Annotated in this window: 15 protein-coding genes; 9 read left to right on the top strand and 6 right to left on the bottom strand. The window is 64.5% G+C overall.

Going from position 1 to position 12,659, the window contains the following annotated elements; translation table 11 throughout:
• Positions 1 to 70 precede the first annotated feature (70 nt).
• The gene (gene lexA / locus AAHB16_RS01490) at positions 71 to 727 is read right to left on the bottom strand and encodes a transcriptional repressor LexA (RefSeq protein ID WP_150372061.1); all 657 of its coding nucleotides are present in this window, start codon (positions 725 to 727) and stop codon (positions 71 to 73) included.
• Between the two features lie 196 nt (positions 728 to 923).
• Between lexA and AAHB16_RS01485 the strand changes: the two genes are divergently transcribed.
• The 8 genes from AAHB16_RS01485 to AAHB16_RS01450 all read left to right on the top strand — a co-directional run bounded on the left by AAHB16_RS01485 (position 924) and on the right by AAHB16_RS01450 (position 6,780).
• Positions 924 to 1,922, top strand: a complete 999-nt coding sequence (locus AAHB16_RS01485; RefSeq protein ID WP_342049853.1) for an asparaginase — start codon at positions 924 to 926, stop codon at positions 1,920 to 1,922.
• A gap of 103 nt (positions 1,923 to 2,025) precedes the next feature.
• Positions 2,026 to 2,400, top strand: a complete 375-nt coding sequence (gene rpsF, locus AAHB16_RS01480; RefSeq protein WP_150372059.1) for a 30S ribosomal protein S6 — start codon at positions 2,026 to 2,028, stop codon at positions 2,398 to 2,400.
• A gap of 35 nt (positions 2,401 to 2,435) precedes the next feature.
• Positions 2,436 to 2,750, top strand: coding sequence for a primosomal replication protein N (priB, locus tag AAHB16_RS01475; protein WP_150372058.1), 315 nt, complete (start codon positions 2,436 to 2,438; stop codon positions 2,748 to 2,750).
• A gap of 3 nt (positions 2,751 to 2,753) precedes the next feature.
• Positions 2,754 to 3,032, top strand: coding sequence for a 30S ribosomal protein S18 (gene rpsR, locus AAHB16_RS01470; protein ID WP_006163606.1), 279 nt, complete (start codon positions 2,754 to 2,756; stop codon positions 3,030 to 3,032).
• Positions 3,033 to 3,063: 31 nt separating this feature from the next.
• Positions 3,064 to 3,516, top strand: a complete 453-nt coding sequence (gene rplI, locus AAHB16_RS01465; RefSeq protein WP_150372057.1) for a 50S ribosomal protein L9 — start codon at positions 3,064 to 3,066, stop codon at positions 3,514 to 3,516.
• Positions 3,517 to 3,642: 126 nt separating this feature from the next.
• Positions 3,643 to 5,034, top strand: coding sequence for a replicative DNA helicase (locus AAHB16_RS01460; protein WP_150372056.1), 1,392 nt, complete (start codon positions 3,643 to 3,645; stop codon positions 5,032 to 5,034).
• A 95-nt stretch (positions 5,035 to 5,129) separates the two neighbouring features.
• Positions 5,130 to 5,756, top strand: coding sequence for a DUF47 domain-containing protein (locus AAHB16_RS01455; RefSeq protein WP_150372055.1), 627 nt, complete (start codon positions 5,130 to 5,132; stop codon positions 5,754 to 5,756).
• Between the two features lie 13 nt (positions 5,757 to 5,769).
• Positions 5,770 to 6,780: an inorganic phosphate transporter gene (locus tag AAHB16_RS01450; protein ID WP_342049852.1), complete on the top strand. Its 1,011-nt coding sequence runs from the start codon at positions 5,770 to 5,772 to the stop codon at positions 6,778 to 6,780.
• Between the two features lie 66 nt (positions 6,781 to 6,846).
• Here the strand turns inward: AAHB16_RS01450 and AAHB16_RS01445 are convergent, their stop codons facing one another.
• From AAHB16_RS01445 to AAHB16_RS01425, 5 genes are all read right to left on the bottom strand, one after another.
• Positions 6,847 to 7,539, bottom strand: a complete 693-nt coding sequence (locus AAHB16_RS01445; protein ID WP_446718050.1) for a C40 family peptidase — start codon at positions 7,537 to 7,539, stop codon at positions 6,847 to 6,849.
• A gap of 52 nt (positions 7,540 to 7,591) precedes the next feature.
• A complete protein-coding gene (locus AAHB16_RS01440) occupies positions 7,592 to 8,074 on the bottom strand; it encodes a hypothetical protein (RefSeq protein WP_342049851.1) in 483 nt (160 codons plus the stop codon).
• 105 nt (positions 8,075 to 8,179) lie between these two features.
• The gene (locus tag AAHB16_RS01435) at positions 8,180 to 9,910 is read right to left on the bottom strand and encodes a PhoH family protein (RefSeq protein ID WP_150372051.1); all 1,731 of its coding nucleotides are present in this window, start codon (positions 9,908 to 9,910) and stop codon (positions 8,180 to 8,182) included.
• A 310-nt stretch (positions 9,911 to 10,220) separates the two neighbouring features.
• On the bottom strand, positions 10,221 to 10,682 hold the full coding sequence (locus AAHB16_RS01430) for a peroxiredoxin (RefSeq protein WP_342049850.1): 462 nt from the start codon (positions 10,680 to 10,682) through the stop codon (positions 10,221 to 10,223).
• Positions 10,683 to 10,818: 136 nt separating this feature from the next.
• Entirely contained in the window at positions 10,819 to 11,202 is a 384-nt protein-coding gene (locus AAHB16_RS01425; protein ID WP_150372049.1) for an Mth938-like domain-containing protein, read from the bottom strand.
• Positions 11,203 to 11,373: 171 nt separating this feature from the next.
• Between AAHB16_RS01425 and AAHB16_RS01420 the strand changes: the two genes are divergently transcribed.
• A complete protein-coding gene (locus tag AAHB16_RS01420; RefSeq protein WP_150372048.1) occupies positions 11,374 to 12,603 on the top strand; it encodes a pyridoxal phosphate-dependent aminotransferase in 1,230 nt (409 codons plus the stop codon).
• The last annotated feature ends 56 nt before the right edge of the window (positions 12,604 to 12,659 follow it).

The raw sequence follows: 12,659 nt of genomic DNA, 5'->3' as shown, positions 1-12,659 counted from the left end.
CGGCAGAACGGGGCGACAGGGCAAAACAACGATGCAAATACAGCTGTGACTGAGGGCGCTGAAGCTGCGGTCAGAATCCGGAAGATCGGATCAGGCCCACGGCAATGCCCTCGAGGGAAAACTCTTCGCGGCCGGACTCGACCACGATATTCGGGTAATCGGGATTCTCGGCGATCAGTTCGATGGTGCCGCCACGCCGCTGCAGGCGCTTCACGGTGACGTCTTCCCCTAATCGCGCCACGACAATCTTGCCGTTGGCCGCTTCGCTCGCACGCTTCACGGCGAGCAGATCCCCATCGAGAATGCCGGCATCGCGCATGCTGAGGCCGCGCACACGCAGCAGATAATCGGGGCGTTCGTCGAACACCGACGCGTCCACCTGATATTGCCGATCGATATGCTCGGCCGCGAGAATCGGGCTGCCTGCAGCCACGCGTCCTACGAGCGGCAGGGTCAGTTGCAGCACGCCGGACATTGGCAGCGAAAACTGATCGGACATCTCCGAGTCGCTACGTGCCACCTTGAGGCGAATGCCGCGCGACGCGCCGGGCGTCAGCTCGATGACCCCTTTGCGTGCCAGCGCGCGCAGATGTTCTTCCGCGGCATTGGGCGACGAAAAGCCAAACTCGGCTGCGATCTCGGCGCGCGTCGGCGGAAAGCCGGTGCCGCGAATCGTATTGCGGATCAGGTCGAAGATCTGCTGCTGCCGCGGAGTCAGAGTTGCCATCGGATTGCCTTGTCCTTTCTTCTTCGCTGTGTTCTTCGTTGGACACTGTATGTTTAAACAGTATGCTGTGATTTTATACAGTATCGGGTGAAGTGCAAGCACAATCTTCGCGCGCCTCCGGGATGACGCCAGCAGTGTTGGGTTCACGCACCCGCTACAATCGGCGGCCTCGATTCCCCTACGCGATTCCGCCCTCATGTCCGATACGCTTCCCCGCATCGTCGTCCTCGCTACCGGCGGCACCATCGCCGGCGCCTCGGGCAATCCCGGCAGCAGCGCGCATTACCAGGCCGCCACCGTGCCCGTGGGCACGCTGCTGCAGGCCGTCCCCACGCTTGCGCGCGTCGCGCGCGTGGAGGCGGAGCAGGTGGCGCAGATCGACAGCAAGGACATGACGTTCGCGCTGTGGTCGGCGCTCGCGGCGCGCATCGCGCACTGGTCGGCGCAGCCCGACGTGGCCGGCATCGTCATCACGCACGGCACGGACACGCTGGAAGAGACGGCGATGTTCCTGCATCTGACGCAGCCCTGCCCGGTGCCGGTGGTATTGACCGCGGCGATGCGCCCCTCGACGTCGCTGTCGGCCGATGGGCCGCTCAACCTGCTCGATGCCGTGCGCGTGGCCGCGCATGCGGACGCGCGCGGGAAGGGCGTGCTCGTGGTGATCAATCAGCAGATCCATGCGGCGCGCGATGCGGCCAAGGCGCACACTTCGGCCGTGAACGCGTTCGTCTCCGCGTCCTGCGGCCCGCTCGGCTTCGTGCAGGACGACTATGTCCGCTTCGCGCGCGCGCCGCTGCCGGCGGTCGCGCACCTGCCCGTGCCGTCGGACTGGCCGCTCGTGGAAATCGTCGCGAGCTATGCGGCGCCGAGCCGCTTCATGGTGGATGCGCTCGTCGCGGCCGGCGTGCGTGGCATCGTGGTGGCCGCGGCCGGCAATGGCTCCGTGCACGAGGTGCTCGGCGGCGCACTGGCCGACGCCGCCATGGAAGAGGTGGCCGTGGTGCGCGCGTCGCGTACGGGTGCCGGGCACGTGGCTTTGCCGGCTTCGGCGCGGGCGGTCGTCGGCGGGTTCCCCTCGGCGCTGGACCACAATCCGTACAAGGCGCGCGTATTGTTGATGTTGCTGCTGGCCGTCGATCCGTCGCTTGGGGCCGATCCCGCGCGGCTCCAGGCGAGGCTGGCCGCTTATTAAGTGGCCCTTGCAGGAATGTCAAGGGTCGGGCTATACTCGCGGGCTACCCACCCTTGCCGCACCGGACGTGACGCCCGGGTGGCTACATCCAAAAGGAGCGTCAATGCGTCATTACGAAATCGTCTTTATCGTCCACCCGGACCAGAGCGAACAAGTCCCGGCGATGATCGAGCGCTACAAGCAGCTCGTGACTTCGCAAAACGGCCAGATCCATCGCGTGGAAGACTGGGGCCGCCGTCAGATGGCCTACATGATCCAGAAGCTGGCCAAGGCTCACTACGTTTGCCTGAACATCGAATGCGGCAAGGAAACCCTGGCCGAGCTCGAGCACGCCTTCAAGTTCAACGACGCCGTGCTGCGTCACCTGATCGTGCAGACCAAGAAGGCTGAAACCGCTCCTTCGCCGATGATGAAGGAAGTGCAGCGCGAAGAAGCCCGCAAGGCCGCGCAAACGACCACGGAAGGCCAGGCCGCCTGAGTGCGGACTGCGGTGCCAGCGGAAGGGCGGGCGCGGTGAACCAGATCCGGTTATCCGCGACGCTCGTCGAACGCGACGTCCTGCGCTACACGCCAGCCGGCGTCCCCGTCGTCAACTGCATCCTGCAGCATGCCGGCGAGGTCGTGGAAGCGGCAACGCCGCGGCAGGTGGAGTTCGCGATCGCCGCGATGGGAATCGGCCCGGTGGGCAGGCAACTGGAGCGCATGGCGCTCGGTACGCTGCTCGACTGCGAAGGGTTCCTGGCGCGCAAGCACCGCAACAGCAAGACGCTGGTCTTTCACATCATTGGATGTACGGCATTCGAAGAGAGTGCATTCGAAAAGGATTGAATCATGGCATTCGTCAAACGTGACAACAAGAACAAGAAGCGCTTCCAGCAACAGAACCCGCTGTTCAAGCGCAAGCGCTTCTGCCGCTTCACCGTGGCAGGTGTGGAGCAGATCGACTACAAGGATCTGGACACGCTGAAGGACTTCATCGGCGACAACGGCAAGATCACGCCGGCTCGTCTGACCGGTACCAAGGCGCACTATCAGCGTCAGCTCGACACGGCCATCAAGCGCGCGCGTTTCCTCGCGCTGATGCCGTACACCGATCTGCACAAGAACTGATCGTCCCCAGGACCGCAAGGAGAAATACACGATGCAAGTCATTCTGCTGGAAAAAGTCATCAACCTGGGCAACCTCGGTGACATCGTTCGCGTCAAGGACGGTTACGCTCGTAACTTCCTGATCCCGTCGAAGAAGGCGCGCCGCGCCACCGAGACCGCGATCGGTGAATTCGAAGCCAAGCGCGCCGAGCTGGAAAAGGCCGCTGCCGAGAAGCTGGCCGCCGCGCAAGCCGAAGGCGAAAAGCTGAACGGCCTGACCGTTCAACTGACCCAGAAGTCGGGTGTGGACGGCCGTCTGTTCGGTTCGGTCACCAACGCCGACATCGCCGAAGCACTGGGCACCCAGGGCTTCAAGGTCGAGAAGGCGCAAGTGCGTCTGCCGAACGGCCCGCTGAAGGTCGTGGGCGACCACCCCGTTACCGTCGCGCTGCACACCGATGTGGTGGTGGACGTGACCGTGTCGGTGCTCGGCGAGCACGTCTGATCGCAGTCGCTTTCGGCCGCGCCCCGCGCGTGGCCGATCGATGAAAAAGGCAGGGGCCACGCCCCTGCCTTTTTTGTTTTGCGCGTCCCGGTCCCGCCCGGGGCTCGCCCGCTATAATCCCACCCCATGAACGCGCCCGCCGCAGACCCCCAACTCGACAGTCTCAAGGTTCCTCCGCATTCGATCGAGGCCGAACAATCGGTGCTCGGTGGCCTGCTGCTGGACAACGCCGCATGGGACCGCATCGCGGACTTCCTGTCGGAATCCGACTTCTACCGTTTCGACCATCGCGTCATCTTCCAGAGCATCGCGCGCCTGATCTCCGCGACCAAGCCCGCGGACGTGATTACGGTCTACGAGATGCTCCAGGTGGCCGGCAAGGCCGAGGAAGTCGGCGGCCTGGCCTATCTGAATTCGCTGGCGCAGAACACGCCCAGCGCCGCGAATATCCGGCGCTATGCGGAGATCGTGCGCGAGCGGTCGGTGCTGCGCAAGCTCGTGACCGTGGCCGACGATATCGCGTCCGCCGCGTTCGCGCCGAAGGGGCGCGAGGTCCGCGAGCTGCTCGACGAAGCCGAGTCGAAGGTCTTTGCGATCGCGGAAGAGGGCTCGCGCGGGCAGCAGGGCTTTCAGGAAATCCAGCCGCTGCTGACGCAGGTGGTCGAGCGGATCGACGAGCTCTATCACCGCGACTCCACGTCCGATGTGACGGGGGTGCCGACGGGCTTCATCGACCTGGACCGCATGACCAGCGGCATGCAGGCGGGCGACCTGATCATCGTGGCCGGCCGCCCCTCGATGGGCAAGACCGCGTTCTCGCTGAATATCGGCGAGCACGTGGCGGTGGAGCAGGGCCTGCCGGTGGCGGTGTTCTCGATGGAAATGGCCGGCACGCAGCTGGCCATGCGTATGCTCGGTTCCGTGGGCCGCCTGGACCAGCACCGGCTGCGTACGGGCCGTCTGCTGGACGAGGACTGGCCGCGCCTGACCCATGCGATCCAGCGCATGAACGACGCGCAGCTGTTTATCGACGAGACGCCCGCGCTGAACCCGATGGAGTTGCGCGCGCGCTCGCGCCGGCTGGCGCGCCAGTGCGGCCAGCTGGGACTGATCATCATCGACTACCTCCAGCTGATGTCGGGCTCGGGCGGCGGCGAGAACCGCGCGACCGAAATCTCGGAAATCTCGCGTTCGCTCAAGGGGCTCGCGAAGGAGCTGAATTGTCCGGTGATCGCGCTGTCCCAGCTGAACCGAAGCCTGGAACAGCGTCCGAACAAGCGTCCCGTGATGTCCGACCTGCGCGAATCCGGCGCTATCGAACAGGATGCGGACGTGATTCTGTTTATTTACCGGGACGAGGTCTACAACCCCGATTCGCAGGACAAGGGTACGGCCGAGATCATTATCGGCAAGCAGCGTAACGGTCCCATCGGAACGGTGCGCCTCACGTTCCTGGGGCAATTCACGAAGTTCGACAACTTCTCGGGCGGTCCGGCGTTCTTCGATAACGATCAATGAGCGACACCTGATCCGCTCAAACCTGTAAAATATTGCGTTTTTATGACAGCCGCCCGCGCGCGGCTGTCATGCCATCGCACGCACAAGGACATTTCATGTTCGGTCGATTCATGCCCACCGAGGGCAAGTTCTTCGAATACTTCAACCAGCACGCGGACTGCGCCGTCACGGCAGCCCATGAGCTCGAGGCGCTGGTCAACGACCTGCCCAACGCCGAAGCCCATGCGCGCCGCGTGCAGGCCACCGAGAAGAAGGCGGACCGCATCACCCACGACACCGTGGACCTGCTGCACAAGACGTTCATCACGCCGCTGGACCGGGACGAGATCCACAAGCTCATCACGACGATGGACGACATCCTCGACCTGATGGAAGACGTGGCCGAGACGATCTCGCTGTACGACGTGACCAATATCACCGACGAGGCGCGCCGCCTCGCGGCGATCTGCGTACAGTGCTGCGACCAGGTCAAGATCGCCGTGGCGCTGCTCGAGGACATGGGCAATGCCAGCACGATCCTCAAGACAGCGCAGCAGATCGATCAGCTCGAGTCCGAGGCCGATCGCGTGATGCGTTCCGCGATGTCGAAGCTGTTCCGCGAGGAAACCGACGTCAAGCGCCTGATCAAGCTGAAGGCGATCTACGAGCAGCTGGAGTCGATCACCGACAAGTGCGAGGACGTGGCCAACATCATCGAAGGCATCGTCCTGGAAAACGCGTAAGGCGCGGCACCGCATGCAAACCATTCAAATGAGCTTGTGGGTGATCGGCCTGCTGGTCGCGCTCGCGTTGCTGTTCGACTTCATGAACGGCTTCCACGACGCGGCCAACTCGATTGCGACGGTCGTCTCCACGGGCGTGCTCAAGCCGCACCATGCGGTGGCCATGGCGGCCATGTGCAATGTGGTGGCGATCTTCATCTTCCATCTGAAGGTGGCGGCCACCGTCGGCACGGGCACGATCGACATCCACGTCGTGGACCATTACGTGGTGTTCGGCGCGCTGGTCGGGGCCATCGTCTGGAATCTGATTACCTGGTACTACGGCATTCCTTCGTCGTCCTCGCACGCGCTGATCGGCGGCCTGGTGGGCGCGGCGGTGGCCAAGTCGGGCACGGGCGCGCTGGTCGGTGGCGGTCTGCTGAAGACCGTGGCATTCATCCTGATCTCGCCGCTGCTGGGTTTCCTGCTCGGCTCGATCATGATGGTGATCGTGGGCTGGACGTTCTTCCGTACGCCGCCGTCGCGCGTGGACCGCTGGTTCCGCCGGCTGCAGCTGGTGTCGGCATCGCTGTACAGCCTTGGCCATGGCGGCAACGACGCGCAGAAGACCATCGGCATCATCTGGATGCTGCTGATCGCGAGCGGCCATGTGGCCGCGGGCGGTGGCGAGCCGCCGGCATGGGTGATCGTGAGCTGCTACGTGGCCATCGGCATGGGCACGCTGTTCGGCGGCTGGCGGATCGTGCGGACCATGGGTCAGAAGATCACCAAGCTGAAGCCCGTCGGCGGTTTCTGCGCGGAGACCGGTGGCGCGATGACGCTGTTTATCGCTTCGGCGCTGGGCGTGCCGGTGTCCACCACCCACACCATTACGGGCGCCATCGTCGGCGTCGGTTCGGCGCAGAAGATGTCGGCCGTGCGCTGGGGCGTGGCGGGCAATATCGTCTGGGCGTGGGTGCTGACCATTCCCGCGTCGGCGTTCATGGCCGCCATCGCCTGGTGGGTCGGCAAGCATATCCTCTGAACGCTCTGCGCACTCTGGCCGGATACGCCCGCCGCTGAACCTGCGCGATTCGCTCGCGGATGCCGCTCAGCGTTTGTTGGCGAATGCGGCGATCGGATCGTCGCCGTCGTCATTGGCGGGCGCCGGTTCGATCGGCACCGAAGGCGCGGCCGGTACGGGCGGGGCTGGCTGGAACGACGGCGCCGGCTCCGGCGCCCCGAGGCTGTTCGCGGCCACCACACGGCGCGCGCCGTTGTAGCGCGTTGCCCAGTACGACTTCCCCATATCCTCCAGCCGTACCGTGCCCCCCGTTGCCGGGGCGTGCACGAAGCGGTTCTGTCCCACATAGATACCCACGTGAGAATTGGCGCGGCCGGTCGTGTTGAAGAACACGAGGTCGCCGGACGCGACTTCGCTCCGGTTCAGTGAAGTGCCGCGCGTGCCCATCTGCTCGGTCGTGCGCGGCAGCGTCACGCTGGCCGCGCGCTGCACCACGTAGCGCACGAGGCCGCTGCAGTCGAATCCGGAGTCGGGGGTGTTGCCGCCGTAGCGGTAGGGCGTGCCGACCAGCGACATGGCCTGGATCGAGATTTCCTCGAGGCCGACGCTGGGGTCGTTCATGGGCTTGCCCGGCGCGCGTGGCGGCGTCGAGCCGTGCCGGCTGGGCGGCGAGCCCGCGCAGGCGGCAAGCAGCAGCGCCATGCCAAGCACGGTCAGGCGGCTGCCGAGAGGGAAGCCGAGACGGAAACTGAAAGAAAAGGGCGTCGGGCGCTGCGGCATCGTCATTCCGGGTGCCGGCCGCGCATCGACGCCTCGGATGCCGTCGAATGCGCTACCAGCGCAGTTGGGCGTTGCGGGTGCCGGTACTGATCTTCAGGGTCTTGGGCTGACCCTTGTAACTGGCCTCGATATTGTAACTGCCTTCGGGCGCACGTATGAGGCAGCGTGGACCGCCTGCCTTGAACGTGGCGACCTGCTGGCCGTCGTCCATCGTGAGCTTGACGTCGACGTCCGACAGATACTCGCCGCTGGGCCCCTGCGTGAACAGGATGCCCATATTGAAGTTCTTCTCCTGAGCGGCCAGTTTCGCGCGTTCGTCCTCGGCGACGCCGCCGCAGACGTAGCTGACCGGACCCATCGTGCGGATCACCATTTCGTCGGCCGCGCGGGCCGGACGCCAGGTCAGGGCGCATATCACAACGGTGCCGAACACCGCCGCGACGGCGATACGGCGCCGCCGCGCCGAACGCGCGTTGCGCGAGAACAGCGTGCGGCTGCCAGGCAAATACTGGTTGAACGGCTCTTGCTTGTGCATCGACGCCTCCCGGGAATCTTTCTGATTACACTTGGGCATCCTATCCGGATTGAACCGGTCTGGCTGTCGGCAAACGGCCTACGCCGTTTGCCGGACAGCCTGGCGTTACAGCACGTCGGCCGCGTGGTCGGCCAGCCGCGAGCGTTCGCCGCGCGCGAGCGTGACGTGGCCGCTGTGGCTCCATCCCTTGAAGCGATCCACCACGTAGGTCAGGCCGGACGACCCTTCCGTCAGGTACGGGGTATCGATCTGCGCGATATTGCCGAGGCAGACGATCTTGGTACCGGGACCCGCGCGCGTGACCAGCGTCTTCATCTGCTTCGGCGTCAGGTTCTGCGCCTCGTCGATAATCACGAACTTGTTCACGAACGTGCGGCCGCGCATGAAGTTCATGCTCTTGACCTTGATGCGCGAGCGGATGAGTTCCTGCGTGGCGGCGCGGCCCCATTCCCCGGCGCTGTCGTCGCTCTTCTGCAGGACCTCGAGGTTATCGTCGAACGCGCCCATCCACGGCTGCATCTTTTCTTCCTCCGTGCCGGGCAGGAAGCCGATGTCCTCGCCCACGGGCACGGTCGCGCGCGTGACGATGATCTCGTTGTACAGCTTCTGGTCGAGCACCTGCTCGAGGCCCGAGGCCAGCGCGAGCAGCGTCTTGCCGGTACCGGCCTGGCCGAGCAGCGTGACGAAGTCGATGTCCGGGCTCATCAGCAGGTTCAGCGCGAAGTTCTGCTCGCGGTTGCGCGCGGTCACGCTCCACACATTGTTCTTGTTGTGCGTGTAGTCCTTGAGGGTCTGCAGCAGCGCGGTCTTGCCGTTGATCTCCTTGACCTGCGCGTACAGCGGCAGGCTGCCGTCCATCGGCTCGAGGTAGACGAACTGGTTGACGAGGAACGACGGCACCAGCGGGCCGGTCAGGCGGTAGAACATCGCGCCCGACTTCGGATCCTGCCAGCTCTCCACGCCCTTGCCGTGCCGCGCCCAGAAGTCGTTGGGCAGCTGCATGACGCCCGCGTAGAGCAGGTCCTTGTCTTCGAGGACCTGGTCGTTGAAGTAGTCTTCCGCGGGCAGGCCGAGCGCACGCGCCTTGATGCGCATGTTGATGTCCTTGGACACCAGCACGACCTGACGTTCGGGATGCTGCTGCTGCAGCGCGCTGACCACGCCGAGAATCTGGTTGTCGGCCTTGCCCTGCGGCAGGCCTTCGGGCAGCTTGATGTCGTTCAGCGTGGTCTGGAAGAACAGCTTGCCCTGCGCGTCGCGGTTGCCAAGCTTGGCAAGCGGCAGCCCTTCGTCGAGCACGCCGTCCGTGCCGCCGACCAGCGCGTCGAGCGTGCGGCTGACGGTCCGCGCGTTACGCGCGACTTCGCTCATCCCCTTCTTGTGGTTGTCCAGCTCCTCGAGCGTCATCATCGGCAGATAGATGTCGTGCTCTTCGAAGCGGAACAGCGAGCTGGGGTCGTGCATCAGCACGTTGGTATCGAGCACGAACAGCTTGCTCGGGCCTTCCAGCTTGCGTGCGCGGCGCGTCGGGCCGGCGGCCGGCTTGACGAGGCTGACCGGTGCGGCACCCATGGTGGCGGGCGGCGCGACCGGTGCGTCCGGCGTGCGGGCGCGCGTGGCCGTGCCGGCGCGCCCACGGGTCGCGGGGGCCCCGGTGTCGGCTGCCGGGTCAGTGCCGTTCGACGTTGTGCCGGTCTCGAGCAGTGCCACACGCTCGAGCACCGGCACCGGTTTTTTACCCTGCGTCGCGGCTTTGGCCTTGGGCAATGTGACCGGAGCGAACTCGCTCGGGTCCAGCAGTTGGGCAGGCTTGGCGGGCATGGTAGGCAGCGGCATGCTTGGCTTTCCTTTCAGGGGACGACGGCGGGGGATGATGAGGGCATCAAAAAAGCCGCCATGCCTGCATAACAGGTAGGGCGGCTTTCGAGGTGTCCCGGATGGCGACGCGTGATGATGCTTTCGATGGTGCTCTGGATAGTTACGGCAGGTCCGCCTCCGGCCCTTGGCGCTAGGCGCCTTGGCCAGTCAGGTGAAGCGGCGTGGCAACTGTGATCGGAACGCATTACGGCCCAATGTATCCGAACGATTTCCGTTTGGCAATCGTCCCGCGCGATGACATCGTCGAGATGTCGCGCGCGTGCCGCGCTTACATCCCCTTGACGATGTCGAGCACCTCGTCGACGTGGTTCGGCACCTTGATGCCGCGCATCTCGTGGCGGAGGACGCCCTTGCCGTCGACGATGAAAGTGCTGCGCTCGATTCCGCGCACGTCCTTGCCATACATCTTTTTCATCTTGATGACGTCGAACGTGTTGCAGATGGCTTCGTCGCTGTCCGAGATCAGCTCGAACGGCAGGTCCAGCTTGGCCTTGAAGTTCTCGTGGGACTTCAGGCTGTCCCGGGAGATGCCGAACACGGATACGCCGGCGGCCTGGAAGGCGTCGTACTGGTCGCGGAAGTTCATCGCTTCCGTGGTGCATCCCGGCGTATTGTCCTTCGGGTAGAAGTACAGCACCACGGTCTTGCCGCGATGGTCGGCCAGCCGGAAGTCGCCGCCGGTGGCGGGGGCCTGGAAGTCGGGAACGGCCTTGTTGAGGCTCACTGTCATGCTGATGGCTCCTGTTGGGCTCTTTGTCTGGCGTTCACCAGGTCGGTGATGGCTCTCGCCATGGCGAGTGCAGATTGGGGCGGCTCCCCGGACTTCAAGCGTGCCGCCGGCTCAACTTGGCAAAAAAATGTGGCGGTCAGGCGCCAGCGGGATCCAGCAGCAGCACTGCCGCGACCTTGCGGCCCTCGGCCATGAGGATATTGTAGGTGCGGCATGCGGCCTGCATGTCCATGGCTTCCACCCCGATCCGGCGCCGCGCAAGGGCGGCGGTCAGGCGCGGGTGCGGAAACCGCAGGCGGTTGCCGGTGCCCAGCAGCACCACTTCGGCGCCCTTGTCGAGCAGGGCCTCGAAGTGCTCGGGCGCAAGGTCCTCGAAGCGATCGACGGGCCAGGGCTCGACCGCGCCTTCGGGCATGACCAGCAGCGACCGCTCGTGGCGGACCGCATTGATCTCGATATAACCGGGGCCATAGGCGGTCACGGTATTGAGGCTTTGGGGGGAGTCGGCGTGGAGTTTCAAGGGCGCGTGGCAGGATCGTGCGCGCAACCGCGCGATATGGCGGTTGCAGTGCAGGAATCCATACAGAAGTCTGTCATAATCCGATAAATTATAGCTTTTGCCTACCTGTCTGCCACGTTCGCGTCGCACTGTCCGCCCGGCGGTGCCTCTGCCGACATTCCCATCGCCGCCGTGAAACCCATCCAGAAATCGAACAAGCTCCAGAACGTCTGCTACGACATCCGTGGTCCGGTGCTCGAGAAGGCCAAGCAGATGGAAGAAGAAGGGCACAAGATCATCAAGCTGAACATCGGCAACCTGGCCGTGTTCGGGTTCGATGCGCCGGAAGAAATCCAGCAGGACATGATGCGCAACCTGCCGAACTCGGCGGGCTACTCGGATTCGAAGGGGATCTTCGCCGCGCGCAAGGCGATCATGCACTACACGCAGGAAAAGAAGATCCAGGGCGTGGGGCTGGACGACATTTACGTGGGCAACGGCGCGTCCGAACTCATCGTGATGTCGATGAACGCGCTGCTGAACAGCGGCGACGAGGTGCTGGTGCCCGCGCCCGACTATCCATTGTGGACGGCCGCGGTCAGTCTGTCGGGCGGAACGCCGGTCCACTATGTGTGCGACGAGGCCAACGAGTGGATGCCTGACCTCGACGACATCCGTCGCAAGATCACGCCGAACACCAAGGCGATCGTGATCATCAACCCGAACAACCCGACCGGCGCGCTGTATTCGGACGAATTGCTCGAGGAAGTGGTCGTGATCGCGCGCGAGCACGGGCTGATCATCTTCGCCGACGAGATCTACGACAAGGTGCTGTACGACGGCCAGACGCATACGTCGATCGGCTCGCTGTCCACCGACGTGCTGACGGTGACCTTCAACGGCCTGTCGAAGAACTACCGCTCGTGCGGCTATCGGGCCGGCTGGATGGTGGTGTCTGGCGACAAGCGTCCGGCGCTCGACTATATCGAGGGCCTCAACATGCTGTCGTCCATGCGCCTGTGCGCGAACGTGCCGGGGCAGTGGGCGATCCAGACCGCGCTCGGCGGCTACCAGAGCATCAACGACCTGGTGGCCGAAGGCGGCCGCCTGCGCCGGCAGCGCGATCTCGCGCATTCGCTGATCACGGCCATTCCGGGCGTGACCTGCGTCAAGCCGAAGGCCGCGCTGTATCTGTTCCCGAAGCTGGATCCGGAGATGTACCCGATCCAGGACGATCAGGAGTTCATCTACGAACTGCTGCAGGAATCCAAGGTGCTGCTCGTGCAGGGCACGGGCTTCAACTGGGAGCGTCCGGACCATTTCCGGATCGTGTTCCTGCCCCACGAGGAAGACCTGCGCGAGGCGATCAACCGCGTCGGCCGCTTCCTCGAGAACTATCGCAAACGCCACGGCACGGCCTGAGTCCGAATTTTCCGGCATTCGGTCGCGCCATCGATTTCCCGCATCAAGCAACGAAA

Source organism: Cupriavidus sp. OTU4054 (assembly GCF_038440175.1).
Classification (GTDB): domain Bacteria; phylum Pseudomonadota; class Gammaproteobacteria; order Burkholderiales; family Burkholderiaceae; genus Cupriavidus; species Cupriavidus pauculus_D.
This window is presented reverse-complemented; position numbering and strand designations above follow the sequence as displayed.

What these genes read in the sequence shown, in the direction of transcription:
- AAHB16_RS01455 (WP_150372055.1), top strand. Translation starts at nt 5,130, where the DNA reads ATGTTCGGTCGATTCATGCCCACCGAGGGCAAGTTCTTCGAATACTTC.
- AAHB16_RS01460 (WP_150372056.1), top strand. Translation starts at nt 3,643, where the DNA reads ATGAACGCGCCCGCCGCAGACCCCCAACTCGACAGTCTCAAGGTTCCT.
- AAHB16_RS01485 (WP_342049853.1), top strand. Translation starts at nt 924, where the DNA reads ATGTCCGATACGCTTCCCCGCATCGTCGTCCTCGCTACCGGCGGCACC.
- AAHB16_RS01445 (WP_446718050.1), bottom strand. Translation starts at nt 7,539, where the DNA reads ATGCCGCAGCGCCCGACGCCCTTTTCTTTCAGTTTCCGTCTCGGCTTC.
- AAHB16_RS01435 (WP_150372051.1), bottom strand. Translation starts at nt 9,910, where the DNA reads ATGCCGCTGCCTACCATGCCCGCCAAGCCTGCCCAACTGCTGGACCCG.
- rpsR (WP_006163606.1), top strand. Translation starts at nt 2,754, where the DNA reads ATGGCATTCGTCAAACGTGACAACAAGAACAAGAAGCGCTTCCAGCAA.
- AAHB16_RS01430 (WP_342049850.1), bottom strand. Translation starts at nt 10,682, where the DNA reads ATGACAGTGAGCCTCAACAAGGCCGTTCCCGACTTCCAGGCCCCCGCC.
- rplI (WP_150372057.1), top strand. Translation starts at nt 3,064, where the DNA reads ATGCAAGTCATTCTGCTGGAAAAAGTCATCAACCTGGGCAACCTCGGT.
- AAHB16_RS01440 (WP_342049851.1), bottom strand. Translation starts at nt 8,074, where the DNA reads ATGCACAAGCAAGAGCCGTTCAACCAGTATTTGCCTGGCAGCCGCACG.
- AAHB16_RS01450 (WP_342049852.1), top strand. Translation starts at nt 5,770, where the DNA reads ATGCAAACCATTCAAATGAGCTTGTGGGTGATCGGCCTGCTGGTCGCG.
- rpsF (WP_150372059.1), top strand. Translation starts at nt 2,026, where the DNA reads ATGCGTCATTACGAAATCGTCTTTATCGTCCACCCGGACCAGAGCGAA.
- lexA (WP_150372061.1), bottom strand. Translation starts at nt 727, where the DNA reads ATGGCAACTCTGACTCCGCGGCAGCAGCAGATCTTCGACCTGATCCGC.